Below are 22,569 nucleotides of genomic sequence, written 5' to 3'. Positions count from 1 at the left end.
CTGATGAAAGTGGCGGGCAGTGTCTGCGCGCCGAAAGAGATGGGCGCTGAAGAAGCGCTGTTCATCCTTTACACCTCCGGTTCGACTGGCAAGCCCAAGGGTGTGCAGCACACCACCGGCGGTTACTTGCTGTACGCCGCCATGACCCACGAGCGCGTGTTCGACTACCGCCCGGGCGAAGTTTACTGGTGCACCGCCGACGTCGGCTGGGTCACTGGCCACAGCTATATCGTCTATGGCCCATTGGCCAACGGCGCGACCACGCTGCTGTTCGAAGGCGTGCCGAACTACCCGGACATCACCCGGGTGGCGAAGATCGTCGACAAGCATAAGGTCAACATCCTCTACACCGCACCGACCGCGATCCGCGCGATGATGGCGTCGGGTCAAGCCGCTGTTGAAGGTGCTGATGGCAGCAGTTTGCGCCTGCTGGGTTCGGTGGGTGAGCCGATCAACCCGGAAGCCTGGGACTGGTACTACAAGAATGTGGGCAAGTCCCGTTGCCCGATCGTCGACACCTGGTGGCAGACCGAAACCGGCGGCAACATGATGAGCCCGCTGCCGGGCGCCCACGCCCTCAAGCCGGGTTCGGCGGCACGTCCGTTCTTCGGTGTGGTGCCAGCGTTGGTCGACAACCTGGGCAACATCATCGAAGGCGTGGCCGAGGGCAACCTGGTGATTCTCGATTCGTGGCCAGGCCAGGCGCGCACGCTGTACGGCGACCATGACCGCTTCGTCGACACCTACTTCAAGACCTTCCGTGGCATGTACTTCACCGGTGACGGCGCACGTCGCGATGAAGACGGTTACTACTGGATAACCGGGCGTGTGGACGACGTGCTCAACGTGTCCGGCCACCGCATGGGTACTGCCGAGATCGAAAGCGCGATGGTTGCGCACCCGAAAGTTGCCGAAGCGGCCGTGGTCGGTGTGCCGCACGACATCAAGGGGCAGGGCATTTATGTCTACGTCACGTTGATCGCGGGTGAAGAGCCGAGCGAGCAACTGCGTCTGGAATTGAAAAACTGGGTGCGTAAAGAGATCGGTCCGATTGCTTCGCCGGACGTGATCCAGTGGGCACCGGGGCTGCCGAAAACCCGTTCGGGCAAGATCATGCGCCGGATCCTGCGCAAGATTGCGACTGCCGAATACGATGGGTTGGGTGATATCTCCACCCTGGCGGATCCGGGTGTGGTGCAGCATTTGATTGATGAGCACAAGATCATGAACGTCGCTTAACCGACATCTCTGAGTCAGTAAAAGCCCCATCCGGTGTTGTGCCGGATGGGGCTTTTTTTGTCTGAGGTTTTTGTGTTGGCCGGTCGGGCCTCATCGCTAGCAGGCTAGCTCCCACAGAGGGAACTGCGCTCGTTTCAAATTGCGAATCCCCTGGAGATCCCTGTGGGAGCTAGCCTACTAGCGATGGCGATCTGTCAGGCACTCAATAAACAACGGCCAATAATTATCGACTTCACTTGTAGGCGCTTTCCCACTGTTACCCTCCACCCTTCAAGTAACTGAATGTGTAACCGCGCGCTCCGATGCGGGGCATTGGGAAACGCCAACCCCCACTCCCGGGCCTCTCCAGCCCGGCTAAAAATAAGACACAACGCTGCGCTTGCCGGATTAGAAGGGTTTGCCAATAATAGGCCCGCAATTTGCAGCAGTGATCGGTTCACTGTCTTTTGCTCTTGCATGAATTTGCAGGGCTGTCAACGCGCTCAAGCGGCTTTCTCGGTGCATCTGTAATTAGTTGTCGCATTGAAGAAATATCGGCTTCGGGCCTGTCGTTAGAATGCCGATCACTCGCTCGTTGTGGCTCGCGTTGAAAAAAGCGCGCGGTTCCTACGACGCAGCACCGCTTTGCGGTTCCACTCATTCGCATATTGGGCTGTCGCTCACTCTGCCGTTTTAGCCCTTTACCGATGGAGTCCCAAGATGAAGAAACTCGTGCTGCTTGGCGCCCTGGCACTGTCCGTGCTGTCCCTGCCGACTTTCGCTGATGAAAAACCTCTGAAAATCGGTATCGAAGCGGCTTACCCTCCGTTTGCTTCCAAAGCACCGGACGGCAGCATTGTTGGTTTTGACTACGACATCGGCAACGCTCTGTGCGAAGAGATGAAGGTCAAGTGCACTTGGGTCGAGCAAGAGTTCGACGGTCTGATCCCGGCGCTCAAAGTGCGCAAGATCGACGCGATCCTGTCGTCCATGTCGATCACTGAAGACCGCAAGAAATCCGTGGACTTCACCAACAAGTACTACAACACCCCGGCGCGCCTGGTCATGAAGGCCGGCACTCAAGTCAGCGACGGCCTGACTGAGCTCAAGGGCAAAAACATCGGCGTGCAACGTGGTTCGATCCACGAGCGTTTCGCCCGCGAAGTCCTGGCCCCGCTGGGTGCCGAGATCAAGCCTTACGGTTCGCAGAACGAAATCTATCTCGACGTGGCCGCTGGCCGCCTCGACGGCACCGTGGCAGACGCTACGCTGCTCGATGACGGTTTCCTGAAAACCGACGCTGGCAAAGGTTTCGCCTTCGTTGGCCCGGCCTTCACCGACGTCAAATACTTCGGCGACGGCGTGGGTATCGCGGTTCGCAAGGGCGACGCGCTGAAAGACAAGATCAACACCGCGATCGCTGCCATTCGCGAGAACGGCAAGTACAAGCAAATCCAGGACAAATACTTCGCCTTCGACATCTACGGCAAGTAACACGTCCCGGCGACAAGTCCGAAATGGCGCAAGCAACAGGATCTCTGAGGTTTGCGCCATTTTTTCATCCCAACATTCGAGGACCTGAATCATGTTGAAAGGCTACGGGGCTGTCATCCTCGATGGCGCATGGCTGACGCTTCAGCTCGCCTTGTCCTCCATGGTCCTGGCCATCTTTCTGGGCCTGATCGGCGTTGCATTGCGCCTGTCGCCGGTTCGCTGGCTGGCCTGGCTGGGCGACCTGTATTCCACGGTGATCCGCGGTATTCCCGATCTGGTACTGATCCTGCTGATTTTCTACGGTGGTCAGGACCTGCTCAACCGCGTGGCGCCGATGCTCGGCTTTGACGACTACATCGACCTGAACCCGCTGGCCGCCGGTATCGGCACCTTGGGCTTCATCTTCGGTGCGTACCTGTCGGAAACCTTCCGCGGCGCCTTCATGGCGATCCCCAAAGGTCAGGCAGAAGCCGGCATGGCCTACGGCATGAGCAGTTTCCAGGTGTTCTTCCGGGTTTTGGTGCCGCAGATGATCCGTCTGGCCATTCCGGGCTTCACCAACAACTGGCTGGTACTGACCAAGGCCACCGCGCTGATTTCGGTGGTGGGTCTGCAAGACATGATGTTCAAGGCCAAGCAGGCGGCAGACGCCACCCGCGAGCCTTTCACCTTCTTCCTCGCAGTGGCGGCGATGTACCTGGTGATTACCAGTGTCTCGTTGCTGGCATTGCGTCACCTTGAGAAGCGCTACTCGGTAGGCGTAAGGGCGGCTGATCTATGATCTTCGACTACAACGTCATTTGGGAGGCCTTGCCGCTGTACTTCGGCGGCCTGGTGACCACCCTCAAATTGCTCGCGCTGTCGCTGTTTTTCGGCCTGCTGTGTGCGTTGCCGCTGGGCTTGATGCGCGTCTCCAAGAACGCCGTCGTCAACATGACGGCCTGGCTCTACACCTACGTGATCCGCGGCACGCCGATGCTGGTGCAGCTGTTCTTGATCTACTACGGTCTGGCGCAGTTCGAAGCGGTACGTGAAAGCTTCTTGTGGCCGTGGCTGTCCAGTGCAACGTTCTGTGCGTGCCTGGCCTTTGCGATCAACACCAGCGCCTACACCGCTGAAATCATCGCCGGCAGCCTGCGCGCCACGCCGAACGGCGAGATCGAAGCGGCCAAGGCCATGGGCATGTCGCGCTACAAAATGTACAAGCGCATCCTGCTGCCATCGGCTCTGCGCCGGGCGCTGCCGCAGTACAGCAACGAAGTGATCATGATGCTGCAAACCACCAGTCTGGCGTCCATCGTGACCCTGATCGACATCACCGGTGCCGCGCGCACGGTCAACGCTCAGTACTACTTGCCGTTCGAAGCGTACATCACGGCCGGCGTGTTCTATCTGTGCCTGACCTTCATTCTGGTGAAGCTGTTCAAACTGGCCGAGCGCCGCTGGCTGGGCTATCTGGCCCCGCGGAAGCACTGATATGGAACGCATCGATCACGTATTGCCGTGGAACCACCTGGGCAGCGAGCGCCAGATCTCGGTGTTCCGCTTCGGCAGTGGCGAGCGCAAGGCCTACATCCAGGCCAGCCTCCACGCCGATGAACTGCCGGGAATGCGCACGGCCTGGGAGCTGAAAAAGCGCCTGGCCGAACTCGAAGCCCAAGGCCTGCTCAACGGTGTGATCGAGCTGGTGCCGGTGGCCAATCCACTGGGCCTCGGTCAACTGTTGCAAGGCAGCCATCAAGGTCGTTTCGAAGCGGGCAGCGGCAAGAATTTCAACCGCGATTTCGTCGAGCTGAGCGCGCCAGTGGCCGCTGAGCTGGACGGGCACCTGGGTGATGATCCGCACGCCAATATCCGTTTGATCCGCCAAGCCATGAGCGACGCACTGGCGGCATTGCCTCCGGCGGCGAGCCAGTTGCAAGGCATGCAGCGCATCTTGCTCAGCCACGCGTGCACCGCTGATGTCGTGCTGGATTTGCATTGCGATGCCGAAGCGGCGCTGCACATGTACGCCTTGCCGCAACACTGGCCGCAATGGCGTTCGCTCGCCGCGCACCTGAACGTGAAAGTGGGGCTGCTGGCGGAAGATTCCGGCGGCAGTTCCTTTGACGAGGCGTGCTCGCTGCCGTGGCTGCGTGTGTCGCGTCAGTTCCCGGATGCGCAGATTCCGCTGGCCTGTCTGGCGACGACCATTGAACTGGGTGGTCAGGCTGATACCGGTCGCGCGGACGCCGAGGCTTATGCCGAAGGCATTCTGGCGTTCCTCGCCGAGCAAGGCTTGATCAGCGGCGAATGGCCCAAGCCTGCGCAAGAGGCGTGCGAAGGCATGCCGTTCGAGGGCACCGAGTTGCTGTTCGCGCCGCACCCGGGTGTGATCAGCTTTTTGCGTAAACCCGGTGAGTGGATCGAAGCCGGCGACGAGATTTTCGAAGTGATCGATCCGTTATCGGATCGGGTCAGCACGGTGTGTGCTGGTACGTCCGGGGTGCTGTTTGCCATTGAACGGCTGCGTTATGCCCAACCCGGTTTCTGGCTGGCCAAGGTGGCGGGGCGCGAAGCGCTGCGTCACGGGCGCTTGCTCAACGACTGACTGACTGTTTTTGTGAGAACCGACCGCATGTACAAACTTGAAGTCCAAGACCTGCATAAACGCTATGGCAGTCACGAAGTGCTCAAGGGCGTGTCCCTGAAAGCGGCGGCTGGTGATGTGATCAGCATCATCGGCTCCAGTGGCTCTGGCAAAAGTACTTTTCTGCGCTGCATCAACCTGCTCGAGCAGCCGCACGCGGGCAAGATTCTGCTCAACAACGAAGAGCTGAAACTGGTGGCGAACAAGGACGGCGCGCTGAAAGCGGCTGACCCGAAACAGCTGCAACGCATGCGCTCGCGCCTGTCGATGGTGTTCCAGCATTTCAACCTGTGGTCGCACATGACCGCGCTGGAAAACATCATGGAAGCGCCGGTTCACGTGCTGGGCATGTCCAAGGCCGAGGCCCGCGAAAAAGCCGAGCACTACCTGAACAAGGTCGGCGTGGCCCATCGTAAAGACGCTTACCCGGGCCACATGTCCGGCGGCGAGCAGCAGCGCGTGGCGATTGCCCGTGCGCTGGCGATGGAGCCTGAGGTGATGCTGTTCGACGAACCGACCTCGGCCCTCGACCCGGAACTGGTCGGCGACGTACTGAAAGTGATGCAGGCCCTGGCGCTGGAAGGCCGGACCATGGTCGTGGTGACGCACGAAATGGGCTTCGCCCGTGAAGTGTCGAATCAGCTGGTGTTCCTGCACAAAGGTATCGTTGAAGAAAGCGGCAACCCGCGTGAAGTGCTGGTCAATCCACAGTCTGAACGCTTGCAGCAATTCCTGTCGGGCAGCCTGAAGTAAACCGAACTCCCGTTGCGCACCGGGATAGTGCATGCTTCGCAACCTAAAGGCTGGTCCCAATCCCTGCAGGAGCGGGGCTTGCCCGCGAATGCGGTGGTTCAGACAGCAATCATGTTGACTGAACCACCGTTCTCGCGGGCAAGCCTTGCTCCAACAGGGGAATGCTGCAGGTTTCGAGATTTGCGTTCATTTACGGGCTAGCATTGGCCCATGCCTTCATCACTGTTTTCGTTTCGGATTGCCCGCCATGACTGCCCATCGAATTGGTTTCCTGATTTGGCCCAGCACTAAAGCACTGACGCTTGCGCTGGCTGAGGAGGCCTTGCGTGTTGCCCAGCGTGTGCATCCGGATGTTGTCTACGAATTGTCGTTTTTGCAGGCCGAACCGCCGACCGAAGGCGCCTGGCAACTGCCGGGTGAGCCGTGGGCCGGCAAGCTCGAAAACTTCCAGAAGCTGTTTCTGCTCGCCGATGAGCCGCCGACCACCCTCGCGCCGGCGCTCAGCAGTTCGCTGAAACAACTGGTGCGTGCCGGTTGCGTGATCGGTGGTTTGTCTGCCGGTGTCTACCCGTTGGCGCAATTGGGTTTGCTCGACGGTTACCGCGCTGCCGTGCATTGGCGCTGGCAGGACGATTTCGCCGAACGCTTCCCTAAAGTGATCGCCACCAGCCATCTGTTCGATTGGGATCGTGATCGACTGACCGCGTGTGGCGGCTTGTCGGTACTCGATCTGTTGCTGGCCGTGCTGGCCCGTGATCACGGCGCCGAACTGGCCGGCGCTGTGTCGGAAGAACTGGTAGTCGAGCGTATCCGCGAGGGCGGCGAACGCCAGCGCATCCCGCTGCAGAACCGCCTCGGTTCCAGCCATCCGAAGCTCACCCAAGCGGTGTTGCTGATGGAAGCCAACATCGAAGAGCCGCTGACCACCGACGAAATCGCCCAGCACGTGTGCGTGTCCCGTCGACAACTGGAGCGGATCTTCAAGCAATACCTCAACCGCGTGCCGAGCCAGTACTACCTGGAACTGCGCCTGAACAAGGCCCGGCAGATGTTGATGCAAACCAGCAAGTCGATCATTCAGATCGGCCTGTCCTGTGGCTTCTCATCGGGGCCGCATTTCTCCAGCGCCTACCGCAACTTCTTCGGTGCCACGCCGCGGGAAGATCGCAACCAGCGGCGCAGCAGCAGTCCATTCGAGTTGTCGTCGGTGCCGTCGGAGCGCGGTTGATGTTACTCGTCGATCTCGGAACCCTCTGAGGTCGACACCTGTATTTCCCCTCGGTTGATGACCTCCTCCACGCCAAAATCCGCACGGGTCAGTTCAAAGAAGCGGACCAGTCGCGCGAGGCTTTCCTGGGAAAACGGATTGCCTCTCAAGGTGATGTTTTCAGCGATTTCCACCGGCAATTCCAGCAGGTCGCTGGGCACCTCGGTTATTGCATTCATGCTCAGGTCAGCCCAGTCGAGATCCGCCAGCTGAAGCAGGCCGTCGGGTATGTCAGTGATGCCGGTGTCGTTGAGCAGCACGGTCGACAAGTCGGGCATTTGGCTTAGATCCGGCGTGCGCCCCAACGGGTTAAAGCTCAGGTCGAGGTAATCAAGCTGCTCCATTCCCGCCAATGCACTTGCCGACTCCGCTGACAGGCTGACCCGGCAATCGGGGAGCGACAGCGAGCGCAGGCGTCCCATCTTGAACACCGAATCGGGAATGTCACCCAGGTCACACTCGCGCAGCCGCAGGCTTTTGAGGTTGAGAAAGGACTCAAGGAAACGCCCCAGGCGTGTTGCGCCCTCGGCACTGTCAACCTCAAGCGCGGAAACATGGCTGAAGTCCGCACTCAAGGTCGGCAGTTCGCCATTGATGACCGGACGGACCCTGAGTTCGAACGTCGGCTCAAGTGCTTCGTTGAACTCATCCAGTTCCGACTCGCGCTGCCAGCACTTCTCGAGCGCTTGCTTGAATTCGTCGCGGTTCGTTTGCTCGGCAACGAGTTGCTCGTCACTGAACGGTTCGCCCGTCACCGGGTCCTGCTGCGGAACATCGGCGGTCCACGCGGACAAATCGTTTTTCAGCTGGGTGAGCTCTTGTTCAAGGCGCGTCAAATAGCTGCGGCCATCCTCCAGAGTCCCCGGCAATTCGTAGACGAACTCGCTCGCCTGCTCGATTTCCATGCTGGGGTACAGCGCCTTGACCCGATCGATATCGGCTTCGGGTGCATAGACGCCCATGTCGTAGGCGGTTTCGAAGTGGTGTTGCTTGATCAATTCTCGCGCGCTGTTCGACAGCGGATTGTCGGTGAGGTGCAGGCCGCGCTTGCCGTAAAGCGAACTCTCGAATAACCCGGCAGGCAACTCGCTGATGTGGTTGTTCATCAGCAGGAGGGTTTGAAGCTTCGGTTGTTGCAGAAGGCTGGCCGCAATCCCTGTCTGGCGGGTGTCGCTCAGGTCCAGGTGCGCCAGCTCGCTCATCGTGTCGATATGGGGCAAGGTTTCAAACGGATTTTTGTACAGGTCGAGCATGGCCAGTTGCTTCATTGACGCCAGCTTCGACCACGTGGCGGCGTCGACCCGGATGCCGCAATCGCTCAAGACCAAGGCGTGAAGGTCGGGCATTTGGCTGATGGCGTCAGGGAGGGTGTTCAGGGAAAAGCGGCGCAATTCCAGGCGGCGCAGCCCGCTGAAGCCTCGTAGAAACGCGGGAATGGCCTGTGCGCTGCGAGTGCCTTCCAGGGACAGCTGCGACACATGACTGAAATCGGCAGTCAACGACGGCAAGTCGCCGAGGATCGGCTCTGCAAACCTGAGCACATATTGGGTCACCCCCTCCGGTGTGTCGAAATCCCGGTCGGACTGTCGACGCCAGCTGCGCTGGATTTCCTGGGCCAGCAACCGGCGGTTGTTTCGCTCGGCTTGTTGATCCAGTTCGCTGAGCGGGCTTCCGGTTTCAGGATGAGTTGTTGGGGAATCACTGACCCAGGCGCGCAGGTCCTGATGCAGTCGGGCCAACTCCCTCCTCAAGCGTGAAAGTTCTACGCGAGCACCATCGGGATGAAGTTGCAGTGTCTGGACAATGGACTGCATTTCTTCCTGAGGCAGGTTGGGGTAAACCTCGCGAACCCGGTCGTTGAGCGTCGGTGTCTCGCGGGCGATTCGACTGTAGCCCTCGGTACCACCGGGCAGGCGCATGGTGGTCGGGTCATAGAACGGTTTCCGATGGGGATTTTTTGCAAACAGCCTGCGTAAGGCCGGTTGCTCCAGTGCGTGTTCGGCGATGCGTTGTTTAAGGACCTGGGCATCTGTGATCGAAGGGTTCAACTTGTTGCGTTGCGCATCCGGCAGCGCCCGGAACAAGGCCTGATAAAAATCCTCCGGCGACGAATCCGAGTCTTGGTGTACGTGGTAAGTCCCGTCTTCAGCGCGAACCAGTATTTTTTGTAGGGGCGCATCGGCCTGGCCAATGCTGTCGCGCAAAGCCCCCTCGGCCGAGTAGTCCCGCACTTCGATACGTAACCCGGCTGGTAAATCGGGCAGTGAGTTCAGGCTTTGCAAGGCCAGTCGGTGGGTGTCGGTGGTGTCCAGCGCTTCGGAATAAAAACCTTCAGAGGCTCGGATGGCACGCACGGCCTCCATGGCTTTGAGCGCGGCGTCCTTGAGACGCTGGGGCGTGCGGCCGTTGTGCAGCTGTTTCAGTTCCGTGCCGGACGCATTGCTCACCAGTTCCTCGGCGATATCGGTAGGTAACCCCCGCACATCATCGATCAGCCGCTGAACCCGCAGGTCATCGGTTTTTTCCAACGCGCGATAACGCAGATCGAACAGCGATTTGCGGTAATCCCGGGCCAGTTCTGCGGTCCGTTGTCTGAAGGCTGATGTTTGGGCTTGCGCTGTCGGCATTGGCGTGTCGACAGGCCAGCCGTCGTAGCCACTCAGCAGTTGATGTTGCAGGGTCGAATCAGCCTTTCGATAGTGCTCGGGTTGATCACTGCCGATCTGCTCGATAAAGGTGTCGATGTCCCGGTTGATCTTGAAACGCTTGATCGTGTCGGTCAGCAGCGAAGGCGGGCGGTAATGTTCGACATGCATTTCGCGCACGGCGTTGTCGTGGAAACCGCTGACCCGCAGGATCTGCTCGCGCTCGGCGTTGCTGAACGACTCGACACCCTGGCCGATTCGACGCATGACCGTTTCCCGATCCCACTCCAGCGGTTGTTCCAGCTCGGTGTGCCAGGCGCCGTGGTGATTGTGCAGTAAAGACGGCTGATAAGCATCGGCGCGGGTCGGGTGCTCAATCTGAAACGCGTTGGAGGTGCCGTCGGGTTTCACGGCATACAGTTTTCCTTCCAGAGGCAGCAGCGTCTTGCCCCCGTGGCGATAGAGGCCAAGCTGATCGGGTTTGGCGTCTTCGGGCAAACGCTGCGCCTGTTCGTAAGGGGTCAGATCCGGCTTCCAGTAGCGGGTTTTTCCTTTCGGCGTTGCGACGGGTTTGAGCGGGTCGACCAGCGCGACCGCTTCGCGCGAAAGCAAACGGCTGAAGGCGCCGGCAGCGATCGCACCACCCACCGCGAATGTGCCCACCTCAACCACTGTTTCAGCGAGTGTAATCAAATGCCCGACCGCCTCTGTTTTCAGTCCTTCGGCCAGGTCTACGATGCCTTCGAAGGTTTCGTCGAGTAACTGGTAAGCCATATAACCCAGCATTATTTCGCCAAGAAACGGGACGAACGGCAGTGCCACGAATGTTGCGATTTCAAGCAGCGTCGAAGCTACTTTGCTGACGGCATCCCACAAAGCCCAGCGCGCGTTTCGGTCGGCGGAGGCGGTGGAGACGGCCAGCGTGCTGGCGTCGTTGAGGATCTTGTTCAGTTGTCGCTGATAGAGATGGTTCCACAGGTCCGCGCTGAACGGCGTCATTGAAAACCGCAGGTTGGGCCTGTCGATGGGTGTTTCGCGCCAGCTCGGCAGTGGGTCGCCACGCTTGTGTTGATGCCAGGTCACGCGCTGGAGGCGGCGGTTGAGATCAGCAAAAAAAGGGCCCCTTTCCTTATGCTCGACGAAGCGGCTGAAGAACGTCTGGTAGGCCGGGGCGCGTAGCTTGCGGGTCAGCTCGGTCATGAACGCCAGGGTGTTCGGGTACTCCTTGAGCGGGTGCTCGGGATCGTCGGGAATGTAGGCAATGATCCGTGTTCCCTTGCGCGCGCGCTCCAGGCTCGGCGCGAAAACGACAATCCCGGTCAGGGAGGAGGACATGAGGGTCAGGTCATGACCGTACAGCGGCTGGCCATTGAGTCGCGCCCCGGAACGACCTTCCACAAGGCGCAGGATCGAGTGATAGGCATCCTCCGGAATATCCTTGCGGATTTGAGCCATTTGTAGCGCGGCTTTGAGTGCCGTTTTATGCGAGCTGATCACCTTCGCTTTCAACACCGCGCCGGCCACCGGGTTGGTCAGCCCCAGATTGTCTTTGAGGTACGTGGTGTAGCGGGCGCCGATGTCCAGTTCCCGGCACAGCCTCACAAAGGCAGCGATGGTCAGTTTCTGTTTGACCGCCGGCAGCGTATCGAACTGCCCTGCGGGCGATGGTTCGGTAATGAACGTCGAGGCGGGCTCGTAAGCATCCGCCGCCATTTCCGATGCCTGAAAGTTATGCAGGGCGGCGTCGAGCAGCGACACGGTCCAGGTGCGCGCAGCCCCCGTCTTGATCCCGAACCAGGGCACGGCTTGTGGAATGTACAGGCGCAGGAAGGTGGTTTTAACGTCCACTTCCAGATCAAACCGGGTTTTCAAGGCCGCGCTTAGCAACGCTTCGGCGAAGGCGCGTGCGCTTTGCAGCCTCGACAGCGTTGAGTCCAGACGATTTCGCTGGGTCCAATGTTCCTGGCTGAGCTTTTTCAGCGACTGGTGTTGCAGGGATGTCGCGGTGCCGTGCCAGTGCGGCGCGGCAAGCGAGGCGGTTTTGAGGGCATCGCGTGTCGCGGGCGAGGCTTCCAATACCCAGGCCGGCAGGTTGTTGAACAGATGATGGTAGTGATCGTCCGGGTGCGTGGCGGATTCATTGCCACCGACATTTGAAGGGCGATCGTTTTCGTGTCGACTCATGCGCTATTCCCTTAGCGTTTGGATGAGTCGCCAGCAAAACAGACGATGGCGGGGCGGGTGCGGTACATATTTACCGCACCGCTCGACAAGCCTGCCTATAACCTGTGCCGGCGGTTTAAACTGCGCCTTTGCGACCCTATATGTCGCATTGCCGTAAACCCGGCTGAAACCGGGGTTTGCGCTATAAGAAGTTGTCGCTTGGCGGCAAGGCCGGGCTGAAAACTGTCCTTACAATCCCCCCATCGCTCGCCAGTTTCCGGCGAGTGTTCCTCTTCAGGAGACTCCGATGTCCGTTGAGCACGCTGCGGTAGAACGCGCCGATTTCGACCAGGTAATGGTTCCCAACTACGCGCCTGCCGCATTCATTCCAGTGCGTGGTGCCGGTTCCCATGTCTGGGACCAGTCTGGCCGCGAGCTGATCGACTTCGCTGGCGGGATTGCCGTTAACGTATTGGGCCATGCGCACCCGGCGCTGGTCAGTGCCTTGACCGAACAGGCGAACAAGCTGTGGCACGTGTCCAACGTGTTCACCAATGAGCCGGCCTTGCGCCTGGCACATAAGCTGGTCAACGCCACCTTTGCCGAGCGTGCTTTCTTCTGCAACTCCGGCGCCGAAGCCAACGAGGCCGCCTTCAAGCTGGCCCGTCGCGTCGGTTTTGATCGGTTCGGCAGCGAGAAGTACGAAATCATCGCCGCGCTCAACAGCTTCCACGGCCGTACCCTGTTCACCGTGAACGTCGGTGGCCAGTCCAAGTATTCCGATGGTTTCGGTCCGAAGATCACCGGTATCACCCACGTGCCGTACAACGATCTGGCTGCGCTGAAAGCCGCCATTTCCGACAAGACCTGCGCCGTGGTTCTGGAACCGATCCAGGGCGAGAGCGGTGTGATCCCGGCTGAGCTTGAGTACCTGCAAGGCGCTCGCGATCTGTGCACCGCGCACAACGCGCTGCTGATCTTCGACGAAGTGCAGACCGGCATGGGGCGCACCGGCCACCTGTTCGCCTATCAGCATTACGGCGTGGTCCCGGACATCCTGACCAGCGCCAAGAGCCTGGGCGGCGGTTTCCCGATCGCGGCGATGCTGACCACCGAAGACCTGGCCAAGCATTTGGTCGTCGGCACCCACGGCACCACTTACGGCGGCAACCCGCTGGCGTGCGCGGTCGGGGAAGCGGTGATCGACGTGGTCAATACCCCTGAAGTGCTGGCCGGCGTCAAGGCCAAGCATGCCAAGTTCAAGGCGCGCCTTGAGCAGATCGGTGAGAAGTACGGCATTTTCACCAAGGTCCGCGGCATGGGCCTGTTGATCGGTTGTGTACTGAGCGACGCCTGGAAAGGCAAGGCCAAAGACGTCTTCAACGCCGCCGAGCGTGAAGGCCTGATGATTCTGCAAGCCGGCCCGGACGTGGTGCGTTTTGCCCCAAGCCTGGTGGTTGAAGACGCAGACATCGACGAGGGCCTGGACCGCTTCGAACGCGCTGTGGCCAAGTTGACGCAAGCCTGATAGACCCTTCGACGCCTGATATTTCAGGCGTCGAACCCAATTTTTATGCCGGACCCGCTCTTCTGTAGGAGCAAGGCTTGCCCGCGAAAGCGGCGTGTCAGACACCTTGTTTTTGGCTGACACACCGCTTTCGCGGGCATGCCTCGCTCCTGCAAGGGTTCGGCTTATTTCCCCCAAAAGAGTTACGAGAAAGGAGTGACACCATGCTGGTGATGCGCCCCGCGCAAATGGCTGATCTGGGCGAGGTACAGCGTCTGGCTGCGGACAGCCCGATTGGTGTCACTTCCTTGCCGGATGACGTTGAACGCCTGAGCGACAAGATCGCCGCAAGCGAAGCCTCGTTTTCCGCGGAAGTCAGCTTCAACGGCGAAGAAAGCTATTTCTTCGTCCTCGAAGACTCGACCACCGGCAAATTGGTCGGTTGTTCTGCAATCGTTGCCTCCGCCGGTTACTCCGAGCCGTTCTACAGCTTTCGCAATGAAACCTTCGTGCACGCCTCCCGCGAGCTGAAGATTCATAACAAGATTCACGTGCTCTCGCAGTGCCACGACCTGACCGGCAACAGCTTGCTGACCAGTTTCTACGTGCAGCGCGAGTTGGTGGGTTCGCCTTGGGCCGAGCTCAACTCCCGTGGTCGTCTGCTGTTCGTCGCCAGCCATCCGGAGCGCTTTGCCGATTCCGTGGTGACCGAGATCGTCGGTTACAGCGACGAAAATGGCGACTCGCCGTTCTGGGACGCCATCGGTCGCAACTTCTTCGACCTCAACTACGCCGAAGCCGAGCGTCTGTGCGGCCTGAAGAGCCGGACCTTCCTCGCCGAACTGATGCCGCATTACCCGATCTACGTGCCTTTGCTGCCGGACACCGCTCAAGAAGCGATGGGCCAGGTGCATCCGCGAGCCCAGATCACCTTCGACATCCTGATGCGCGAAGGCTTCGAGACCGATCACTACATCGACATTTTCGACGGCGGCCCGACGTTGCATGCCCGCGTCTCCGGGATCCGTTCGATCGCGCAGAGCCGCGTGGTGCCGGTGAAAATCGGCGAGGCGGTCAAAGGTGTCGGTCGTCAGTACCTGGTGGCCAACGCCCAGTTGCAGGATTACCGCGCTGTATTGCTTGAGCTCGATTACGCGCCGGGCAAACCCGTGACCCTTGATCTGGAAGCGGCCGAAGCCCTGGGCGTCGGTGAGGGTGCGAGCGTGCGCCTGGTGGCGGTTTAACGACTGCTTGAGTGTTTAGAAAGCAGCGAAGTTTCGCGGGTGGCGCAAGCGGCCCGTTTGAGGAGATAGCATGATCGTTCGTCCTGTACGCAGCAGCGATTTACCCGCTCTGATCGACCTGGCCCGCAGCACCGGCACTGGCCTGACCACCTTGCCGGCCAACGAAGAACGTCTGGCCCATCGGGTCGGCTGGGCCGAGAAGACCTTTCGCGGTGAAGCCGGGCGGGGCGATGCAGACTACCTGTTCGTGCTCGAAGACGATGATGGCCGCGTGGTGGGCATTTCCGCCATCGCCGGCGCTGTCGGCCTGCGTGAGCCCTGGTACAACTTCCGGGTCGGCCTGACGGTCAGCGCTTCGCAAGAGCTGAACATCTACCGCGAGATCCCGACGCTGTTCCTGGCCAACGACCTGACCGGCAACTCTGAGTTGTGCTCGCTGTTCCTCCACGCCGATTACCGCACGGGTCTCAACGGCCGCATGCTGGCCAAGGCGCGGATGCTGTTCATCGCCGAGTTCCCGCAGCTGTTTGGCAACAAGATCATTGCCGAGATGCGCGGCGTGTCCGACGAAGCCGGGCGCTCGCCATTCTGGGAAAGCCTGGGCCGTCACTTCTTCAAGATGGAATTCAGCCAGGCCGATTACCTGACTGGCGTGGGCAACAAGGCGTTCATCGCCGAACTGATGCCGAAATTTCCGCTGTACACCTGCTTTCTGTCGCCAGACGCGCGCAACGTCATCGGTCAGGTTCACCCTGACACCGAGCCGGCGCTGGCCATGCTCAAGAGCGAAGGTTTCAGCTACCAAGGCTACGTCGACATCTTCGACGCCGGCCCTGCGGTCGAGTGCGAAACCGGCAAGATCCGCGCCGTGCGCGACAGCCAGGCACTGGTGTTGGCCATCGGCACGCCGGGTGATGACGCTACTCCGTTCCTGATTCACAACCGCAAGCGCGAAGACTGCCGCATCACTGCCGCGCCAGCACGCTTCGCCGCCGGTACGTTGGTCGTTGATCCGCTGACCGCCAAACGTCTTCAACTCAACGCCGGTGATCAAGTGCGCGCCGTTCCGTTGTCTGCTGCCAGGGAGTCGAAATAATGAATTCGCTATACATCGCAGGTGAATGGCTGGCCGGTCAGGGCGAAGCCTTCCAGTCGCTGAACCCGGTGACCCAGCAAGTGCTGTGGACCGGCGAAGGCGCGACCGCCGCTCAGGTTGAGTCGGCCGTGCAGGCTGCTCGTCAGGCGTTTCCGGGCTGGGCCCGTCGCACCCTGGACGAGCGCATTACTGTGCTTGAAGCCTTTGCCGCCGCGCTGAAAAACCACGCTGACGAACTGGCCCGCACCATTGGTGAGGAAACCGGCAAGCCGTTGTGGGAAGCCGCAACGGAAGTGACCAGCATGGTCAACAAGATTGCGATCTCGGTGCAGAGCTACCGCGAGCGTACCGGCGAGAAGAGCGGTCCGCTGGGCGACGCCACCGCCGTGTTGCGCCACAAGCCACACGGCGTGGTGGCGGTGTTCGGGCCTTACAACTTCCCGGGGCATTTGCCGAACGGTCACATCGTGCCGGCACTGCTGGCCGGTAACAGCGTGCTGTTCAAGCCCAGCGAACTGACGCCGAAAGTCGCCGAACTGACGGTTAAATGCTGGATCGAAGCCGGTCTACCGGCGGGTGTGTTGAACCTGCTGCAAGGCGCGCGCGAAACCGGTATCGCCCTGGCCGCGAACCCGGGCATCGACGGTCTGTTCTTCACCGGTTCGAGCCGCACCGGCAATCACCTGCACCAGCAATTCGCCGGTCGTCCGGACAAGATCCTCGCCCTGGAGATGGGCGGTAACAACCCGCTGGTGGTGGATCAGGTCGCAGACCTCGATGCTGCCGTTTACACCATCATCCAGTCGGCATTCATTTCCGCCGGCCAGCGTTGCACCTGTGCCCGTCGCTTGCTGGTACCGCAGGGCGCCTGGGGCGACACGTTGCTGGCGCGTCTGGTGGCGGTCAGCTCGACGATTGACGTCGGTGCGTTTGACCAGCAACCGGCTCCGTTCATGGGCTCGGTGATTTCCCTCGGCGCGGCGAAAGCGCTGATGGATGCGCAAGAGCATCTGCTGGCCAATGGCGCCGTGGCGCTGCTGGAAATGACTCAGCCTCAGGCGCAAGCCGCGTTGCTGACACCGGGCATCCTGGACGTGACGGCTGTCGCCGATCGTCCTGACGAGGAGCTGTTCGGCCCGTTGCTGCAAGTGATCCGCTACGCTGATTTTGAAGCGGCGATTGCTGAAGCCAACGACACGGACTATGGGCTGGCGGCTGGTTTGCTGTCGGATTCCGAAGCGCGTTATCAGCAGTTCTGGCTGGAAAGCCGTGCCGGTATCGTCAACTGGAACAAGCAGCTGACCGGCGCCGCGAGCAGCGCGCCATTCGGCGGCGTCGGCGCTTCGGGCAACCACCGCGCCAGCGCCTACTACGCCGCAGATTACTGCGCGTACCCGGTGGCCTCGCTGGAAACGCCGAACCTGGTGTTGCCTGCATCGCTTACGCCTGGCGTGAAGATGGCGTGATGTCCATCGCCAGCAGGCTGGCTCCCACAGGTTCGGTGGTGTTCACACATTTTGTGTACGACCCCATCACTGTGGGAGCCAGCTTGCTGGCGATGGCCGCGACGCGGTCTTACTGAATAGTTACTGAAGCCATAACAACAGATTCTCGTGGAGCCTCGCTGATGAAATCCTATGAAGTCAATTTTGACGGTCTAGTGGGGCCGACCCATAACTACGGCGGTTTGTCCTACGGCAACGTCGCGTCCCAGAGCAACAGCCAGCAGTCTTCGAACCCGAAGGAAGCCGCGCTGCAAGGCCTGGCGAAAATGAAAGCGCTGATGGAAATGGGCTTTCAGCAAGGCGTTCTGGCCCCTCAGGAACGTCCTGACGTTGCGGCCCTGCGCCGTCTGGGCTTCAGCGGCACCGACGCGCAAGTGATCGAGAAAGCCGCCAAAGATGCGATGCCCTTGCTGGTCGCCAGTTGCTCGGCGTCGAGCATGTGGGTGGCCAACGCCGCCACGGTCAGCCCAAGTGCCGATACTGCGGATGGCCGCGTGCATTTCACCGCTGCCAACCTCAACTGCAAATACCACCGCAGCATCGAACACCCGACCACCAGCCGCGTGCTGGGGGCGATGTTCGCTGACCAGAAACACTTTGCTCACCACGCCGCCTTGCCGGCGGTGGCGCAGTTCGGCGACGAAGGCGCGGCCAACCACACCCGTTTCTGCCGTGAATACGGTGACGCCGGCGTCGAGTTCTTCGTGTTCGGGCGCAGCGCATTCGACACCCGCTACCCGGCTCCCCAGAAGTACCCGGCGCGCCAGACGCTTGAAGCCTCGCAAGCCGTTGCTCGCCTGCACGGCTTGAGCGATGACGGCGTGGTCTTCGCCCAGCAGAACCCATCGGTGATTGATCAGGGCGTGTTCCACAACGACGTGATCGCGGTAGGTAACGGCGAGGTGCTGTTCTATCACGAGGACGCGTTCCTCGACACCGAGCAGATGCTCGCTGAACTGCAGGGCAAACTCGCAAAAGTCGGTGGGAAATTCCAGTCAATTTGCGTCCCGCGTTCTGCCGTTACCGTTGAAGACGCCGTTCGTTCCTACCTGTTCAATAGCCAACTGCTGACCCGCCCTGACGGTTCGATGCTGTTGATCGTGCCGGAAGAGTGCCGTGGCAATGAACGCGTCTGGCAGTATCTGCAAGGTTTGACCAGCTCCGGCGGCCTGATCCGCGAAGTGAAGGTTTTCGATCTGAAACAAAGTATGCAGAACGGCGGTGGCCCGGCTTGCCTGCGGTTGCGTGTCGCACTGAATGAAACCGAACTGGCGGCGGTCAATCCAGGGGTTATCATGACGGCACCGTTGTACGGCACGCTGACCGAATGGGTCGACAAGCACTACCGCGACCGCATGGCCGAAACCGACCTGGCGGACCCGCAATTGCTGCTTGAGTGCCGGACGGCACTGGATGAACTGACGCAAATCCTTAAACTGGGCGCGGTTTATCCTTTCCAGATCAATTGAACGTCGAGAGCGTAAAAAACATGAGCGATACCCTGCAGCTGATCCTTGAAGACACCGACGGCACGCAACTGGAAACGTCCTGCACCCGCGTCGCGGTCCTGTGGCAAGGCAAAGAGCTGTGGATCCAGCAGGACGGCCGCGGCCAGCTGCTGATCGGCGTGGACGTTGAAGAAGGTGATGCCGAATACGCAAACCTGCTGCTGCGCCCATTGGCGACTAATCTGGTAAGTCTGCAACTGGAAATGGAACCGGCTGAAGTCGGCGACGAAGACCACGTGCACGGCCCGGATTGCGCACACGACCACTAAGGAAATCGCTCTATGCTCGCCCTCGGCAAACTGCTTGAACTGACCCTCGCCGGCCGCGAACCGGCGGAGAAGACTCAACTGACTGTCGAAGGCGTGCGCATGCGCTGGTTGAGCGAAGGTGCGCTGGAAGTCCGGCCGCCTGAGGCGCGCGACAATGGCCTGGACCTGCTGCTGTCAGCGGGTATCCATGGCAACGAAACAGCGCCGATCGAGTTGCTCGATCGCCTGTTGCATGACATCGCTCGCGGCGACTTGAAACCGCGCGCACGCATTCTGTTCCTGTTTGGCAACCCGGAAGCGATTCGCAAAGGCGAGCGCTTCGTCGAGCAGGACGTCAATCGGCTGTTCAACGGCCGTCACGAACAAACCAGCGGCTCCGAAGCCCTGCGCGCCTGTGAACTGGAGCGGCTGGCGGCGAGTTTCTTCAGCCTGCCGGATCGCAGCCGCCTGCATTACGACCTGCACACCGCGATTCGTGGTTCGAAAATCGAGCAGTTCGCGTTGTATCCCTGGAAAGAGGGGCGCCAGCATTCACGCCTCGAGCTGGCCCGTTTGCGTGCTGCCGGTATGGAAGCGGTGCTGTTGCAGAACAAGCCGTCGATTGTGTTCAGCTCTTACACCTACGACAAGCTCGCTGCCGAGTCTTTCACCCTTGAGCTGGGCAAGGCGCGGCCGTTTGGGCAGAACGACGGTGTGAACGTCTCGCTGCTTGAAACCCGTCTCCAGCAGATTATCGAAGGCACCGAGCCTGCGGTGACCGACGAAGGCCTGGACGGTTTGCAGTTGTTCAGCGTGGCGCGGGAAATCATCAAGCACAGTGATAGCTTCCGCCTGAACCTGCCGGCGGACATCGAGAACTTTTCGGAGTTGGACGTGGGTTACGTACTGGCCGAAGACATCGCCCAGACCCGCTGGATCATCGAAGAGAAGGGCGCCCGGATCATCTTTCCGAACCCCAAGGTCAAAAACGGCCTGCGCGCCGGCATCCTGATCGTGCCCGCCACCGACGAAAACCTGGCATAACAGACACAGTAGTCCCCTGTAGGAGCGAGGCTTGCCCGCGAAGGCGATTTTAAATTCAACATCAATGTTGATTATGAAATCGCCTTCGCGGGCAAGCCTCGCTCCTACGGGGGCTGGCTCGGGGTTTAGACGGCGACCGCGCGAGGCTCGCTGCGACGCAACGCACGCATCTTGTGCAGCGTATCGGCACAGGTCTTCGCCGCTTCCTGGCCTTTATGCACGAAATGCTCGAAGAAGAACTTCTGATGCTCTTCGCCGGCATGGAAGTGGTGCGGGGTTAAAACCACCGAGAACACCGGCACTTCAGTCTCCAGCTGAACCTGCATCAGGCCACTGATCACCGACTGGGCGACGAATTCGTGACGGTAGATGCCGCCGTCGACCACCAGGCCCGCCGCGACGATGCCGGCATAACGGCCGGACTTGGCCAGCAGCTTGGCGTGCAGTGGAATTTCAAAGGCGCCGCCGACTTCGAAGAAATCGATCTCCGATTCCTGATAACCCTGGGCGATCATTTCGGCAACGAAGCCCTTACGGCTCTGGTCGACGATTTCCTTGTGCCAGCAGGCCTGGATGAACGCAACGCGCTCGCCCTGATGGTTTTTGCTTTTGCTATCGATTGCGGTGGGTTGCATGTTCTGACTCCTGTTTATGTAAAAAACAGGGCATATGAATCGAATGGGATTTAAGGGTACGCACGCTCGCACGAATGCCTGCGGACGGCCCTTTGGCGCCAATCCCGTTCTCTCTTCATCCGGACTATGACCGTCGGCCCCGGGATCACACCGGGTCTGCTGACCTTGCCGCCAGACACCACCGAAGCCGTGTCTGTCACCAAGCGCTCGCGGGCTATGCGCATTGCGCGCAATTACCGCCGGTGGGGAGTTGCACCCCGCCCTGAGAACGTTTTGCCGCCAGATTGTTTGGCGGCGCAGCGTTTTTAACACATATTTCCTGCCTGTGCATTGCTGCTATCTGATGATTGCTATCGACTTTTTCGCTCACTTGACGGGTCTTTTCCTTCGCTTGGGGTTGATTAATCGTTGTCATGACCGCAGTAATTCCTATCTGAAAGGGATTTTCCCCTGCTTACCGAGGCCAGATTCATGAGCGTTATCGATCTTCGCAGTGACACCGTTACCCAACCGACCGCCGGAATGCTCGACGCGATGGCCTGTGCGCCCACCGGTGACGACGTCTATGGCGAAGATCCGACGGTCAACCGCCTGGAAGCGGAACTGGCAAAACGGTTGGGTTTTGCCGCTGCGTTGTTCGTGCCGACGGGCACCATGAGCAATCTGCTGGGCCTGATGGCTCATTGCGAACGGGGTGACGAATACATCGTCGGCCAGCAGGCGCACACGTATAAGTACGAAGGTGGCGGCGCGGCGGTGCTTGGCTCGATCCAGCCGCAGCCGCTGGAAGTGCAGGCTGACGGCTCGTTGGACCTGGCGCACGTCGTCGCCGCGATCAAACCGGACGACTTCCATTTCGCTCGTACACGGTTGCTGGCGCTGGAAAACACCATGCAGGGCAAAGTCCTGCCGCTGGAGTATCTCGCCCGGGCACGCAGTCTTACCCGTGAACATGGGTTGCAGCTGCACCTGGACGGCGCTCGGCTTTACAACGCGGCCGTCAAGTTGGGTGTTGATGCCCGCGAGATCACACAGCACTTCGATTCGGTTTCGGTCTGCCTGTCCAAAGGCCTGGGCGCGCCGATCGGGTCGGTGTTGTGCGGTTCGGCAGAGTTGATCGGCAAGGCGCGTCGCCTGCGCAAGATGGTCGGTGGTGGCATGCGCCAGGCCGGTCTTTTGGCCGCGGCGGGGCTTTATGCGCTGGATAACAACGTTCAGCGTCTGGCCGACGATCACGCCAATGCGCAGTTTCTGGCCGACGGACTGCAAAACGCCGGTTACGAAGTCGAGCCGGTGCAGACCAACATGGTTTACGTGAACATGGGCGACAAGGCCGAGGCGATCAAGGCCTTTGCCGCCGAGCGTGGCATCAAGCTGAGCGCTGCCGGACGCCTGCGGATGGTCACGCACATGGACGTTGACCGCGCTCAAATCGAGCAGGTCGTCGCGACATTCGTCGAGTTTTCTCGCAACTGATCGCCTTGGCGGTCCAATTGACCGTTTCTATCGTATAAACACGCTGTACCCCGCGCGCTGGGCCGATATAATGCGGCCCTTTGCCGTCGCTTCGTCTGTTGACGTTTCGTACAGGCCTTTGGCCGCAGCCTCCGTGG

17 protein-coding genes and 1 riboswitch are annotated in these 22,569 nt (G+C 60.2%); of the genes, 15 read left to right on the top strand and 2 right to left on the bottom strand.

Features of this window, described 5'->3' with window-relative positions:
* The 7 genes from FBY01_RS23550 to FBY01_RS23520 all read left to right on the top strand — a co-directional run.
* On the top strand, positions 1–1,239 hold a 1,239-nt coding region (locus FBY01_RS23550; protein ID WP_145309752.1), incomplete at its 5' end, for an acetate--CoA ligase.
* 699 nt (positions 1,240–1,938) lie between these two features.
* A complete protein-coding gene (locus FBY01_RS23545) occupies positions 1,939–2,712 on the top strand; it encodes an ABC transporter substrate-binding protein (protein WP_102595633.1) in 774 nt (257 codons plus the stop codon).
* A gap of 91 nt (positions 2,713–2,803) precedes the next feature.
* A complete protein-coding gene (locus FBY01_RS23540) occupies positions 2,804–3,493 on the top strand; it encodes an ABC transporter permease (protein WP_010457254.1) in 690 nt (229 codons plus the stop codon).
* Complete coding sequence (locus FBY01_RS23535) at positions 3,490–4,188, top strand: ABC transporter permease (protein WP_010457252.1); 699 nt, start codon at positions 3,490–3,492, stop codon at positions 4,186–4,188. The genes FBY01_RS23540 and FBY01_RS23535 overlap by 4 nt, the downstream gene beginning before the upstream one ends.
* A 1-nt stretch (position 4,189) precedes the next feature.
* Positions 4,190–5,302, top strand: coding sequence for a M14 family metallopeptidase (locus FBY01_RS23530; RefSeq protein ID WP_145309749.1), 1,113 nt, complete (start codon positions 4,190–4,192; stop codon positions 5,300–5,302).
* Between the two features lie 27 nt (positions 5,303–5,329).
* Positions 5,330–6,094 carry an ABC transporter ATP-binding protein gene (locus FBY01_RS23525; protein WP_010457249.1) on the top strand — a complete coding sequence of 255 codons (765 nt, stop codon included), beginning with the start codon at positions 5,330–5,332 and terminating at the stop codon, positions 6,092–6,094.
* A gap of 247 nt (positions 6,095–6,341) precedes the next feature.
* Positions 6,342–7,322, top strand: coding sequence for a GlxA family transcriptional regulator (locus tag FBY01_RS23520; RefSeq protein ID WP_010457247.1), 981 nt, complete (start codon positions 6,342–6,344; stop codon positions 7,320–7,322).
* 2 nt (positions 7,323–7,324) lie between these two features.
* Here FBY01_RS23520 and FBY01_RS23515 read toward each other — a convergent pair whose 3' ends face one another.
* Complete coding sequence (locus FBY01_RS23515) at positions 7,325–12,190, bottom strand: dermonecrotic toxin domain-containing protein (protein ID WP_145309747.1); 4,866 nt, start codon at positions 12,188–12,190, stop codon at positions 7,325–7,327.
* Positions 12,191–12,476: 286 nt separating this feature from the next.
* Here FBY01_RS23515 and FBY01_RS23510 point away from each other — a divergent pair, with 286 nt between their 5' ends.
* The 7 genes from FBY01_RS23510 (at position 12,477) to astE (ending at position 20,321) form a co-directional block, all read left to right on the top strand.
* Positions 12,477–13,697, top strand: a complete 1,221-nt coding sequence (locus tag FBY01_RS23510; protein ID WP_010457244.1) for an aspartate aminotransferase family protein — start codon at positions 12,477–12,479, stop codon at positions 13,695–13,697.
* A gap of 203 nt (positions 13,698–13,900) precedes the next feature.
* Positions 13,901–14,920, top strand: a complete 1,020-nt coding sequence (gene aruF / locus FBY01_RS23505; RefSeq protein WP_010457242.1) for an arginine/ornithine succinyltransferase subunit alpha — start codon at positions 13,901–13,903, stop codon at positions 14,918–14,920.
* Between the two features lie 70 nt (positions 14,921–14,990).
* Positions 14,991–16,016 carry an arginine N-succinyltransferase gene (gene astA / locus FBY01_RS23500; protein WP_010457241.1) on the top strand — a complete coding sequence of 342 codons (1,026 nt, stop codon included), beginning with the start codon at positions 14,991–14,993 and terminating at the stop codon, positions 16,014–16,016.
* Positions 16,013–17,482 carry a succinylglutamate-semialdehyde dehydrogenase gene (astD, locus tag FBY01_RS23495; protein WP_178113290.1) on the top strand — a complete coding sequence of 490 codons (1,470 nt, stop codon included), beginning with the start codon at positions 16,013–16,015 and terminating at the stop codon, positions 17,480–17,482. The genes astA and astD overlap by 4 nt, the downstream gene beginning before the upstream one ends.
* Before the next feature lie 161 nt (positions 17,483–17,643).
* Positions 17,644–18,990: an N-succinylarginine dihydrolase gene (gene astB / locus FBY01_RS23490; RefSeq protein ID WP_083375932.1), complete on the top strand. Its 1,347-nt coding sequence runs from the start codon at positions 17,644–17,646 to the stop codon at positions 18,988–18,990.
* A 20-nt stretch (positions 18,991–19,010) separates the two neighbouring features.
* On the top strand, positions 19,011–19,298 hold the full coding sequence (locus FBY01_RS23485; RefSeq protein ID WP_010457234.1) for a hypothetical protein: 288 nt from the start codon (positions 19,011–19,013) through the stop codon (positions 19,296–19,298).
* Between the two features lie 12 nt (positions 19,299–19,310).
* Positions 19,311–20,321 (top strand): succinylglutamate desuccinylase, encoded by a 1,011-nt coding sequence (gene astE, locus FBY01_RS23480; RefSeq protein ID WP_010457232.1) that lies wholly within the window; start codon positions 19,311–19,313, stop codon positions 20,319–20,321.
* Positions 20,322–20,446: 125 nt separating this feature from the next.
* On the opposite strand, the gene FBY01_RS23475 is transcribed toward astE, so the two are convergent.
* Positions 20,447–20,956, bottom strand: a complete 510-nt coding sequence (locus FBY01_RS23475) for a 6,7-dimethyl-8-ribityllumazine synthase (protein ID WP_007943897.1) — start codon at positions 20,954–20,956, stop codon at positions 20,447–20,449.
* Positions 20,957–21,058: 102 nt separating this feature from the next.
* A riboswitch (FMN riboswitch) is annotated at positions 21,059–21,230 on the bottom strand.
* Between the two features lie 197 nt (positions 21,231–21,427).
* On the opposite strand from FBY01_RS23475, the gene ltaE reads away from it, so the two are divergent.
* On the top strand, positions 21,428–22,432 hold the full coding sequence (gene ltaE, locus FBY01_RS23470; protein WP_145309743.1) for a low-specificity L-threonine aldolase: 1,005 nt from the start codon (positions 21,428–21,430) through the stop codon (positions 22,430–22,432).
* Positions 22,433–22,569: the final 137 nt, after the last annotated feature.

This window comes from Pseudomonas sp. SJZ077, assembly GCF_007993905.1.
Lineage (GTDB): Bacteria > Pseudomonadota > Gammaproteobacteria > Pseudomonadales > Pseudomonadaceae > Aquipseudomonas > Aquipseudomonas mandelii.
This window is presented reverse-complemented; position numbering and strand designations above follow the sequence as displayed.

Excerpts from the sequence above, each read along its gene's own strand:
- FBY01_RS23545 (WP_102595633.1), top strand. The coding sequence starts at position 1,939 with ATGAAGAAACTCGTGCTGCTTGGCGCCCTGGCACTGTCCGTGCTGTCC.
- FBY01_RS23540 (WP_010457254.1), top strand. The coding sequence starts at position 2,804 with ATGTTGAAAGGCTACGGGGCTGTCATCCTCGATGGCGCATGGCTGACG.
- FBY01_RS23535 (WP_010457252.1), top strand. The coding sequence starts at position 3,490 with ATGATCTTCGACTACAACGTCATTTGGGAGGCCTTGCCGCTGTACTTC.
- FBY01_RS23530 (WP_145309749.1), top strand. The coding sequence starts at position 4,190 with ATGGAACGCATCGATCACGTATTGCCGTGGAACCACCTGGGCAGCGAG.
- FBY01_RS23525 (WP_010457249.1), top strand. The coding sequence starts at position 5,330 with ATGTACAAACTTGAAGTCCAAGACCTGCATAAACGCTATGGCAGTCAC.
- FBY01_RS23520 (WP_010457247.1), top strand. The coding sequence starts at position 6,342 with ATGACTGCCCATCGAATTGGTTTCCTGATTTGGCCCAGCACTAAAGCA.
- FBY01_RS23515 (WP_145309747.1), bottom strand. The coding sequence starts at position 12,190 with ATGAGTCGACACGAAAACGATCGCCCTTCAAATGTCGGTGGCAATGAA.
- FBY01_RS23510 (WP_010457244.1), top strand. The coding sequence starts at position 12,477 with ATGTCCGTTGAGCACGCTGCGGTAGAACGCGCCGATTTCGACCAGGTA.
- aruF (WP_010457242.1), top strand. The coding sequence starts at position 13,901 with ATGCTGGTGATGCGCCCCGCGCAAATGGCTGATCTGGGCGAGGTACAG.
- astA (WP_010457241.1), top strand. The coding sequence starts at position 14,991 with ATGATCGTTCGTCCTGTACGCAGCAGCGATTTACCCGCTCTGATCGAC.
- astB (WP_083375932.1), top strand. The coding sequence starts at position 17,644 with ATGAAATCCTATGAAGTCAATTTTGACGGTCTAGTGGGGCCGACCCAT.
- FBY01_RS23485 (WP_010457234.1), top strand. The coding sequence starts at position 19,011 with ATGAGCGATACCCTGCAGCTGATCCTTGAAGACACCGACGGCACGCAA.
- astE (WP_010457232.1), top strand. The coding sequence starts at position 19,311 with ATGCTCGCCCTCGGCAAACTGCTTGAACTGACCCTCGCCGGCCGCGAA.
- FBY01_RS23475 (WP_007943897.1), bottom strand. The coding sequence starts at position 20,956 with ATGCAACCCACCGCAATCGATAGCAAAAGCAAAAACCATCAGGGCGAG.
- ltaE (WP_145309743.1), top strand. The coding sequence starts at position 21,428 with ATGAGCGTTATCGATCTTCGCAGTGACACCGTTACCCAACCGACCGCC.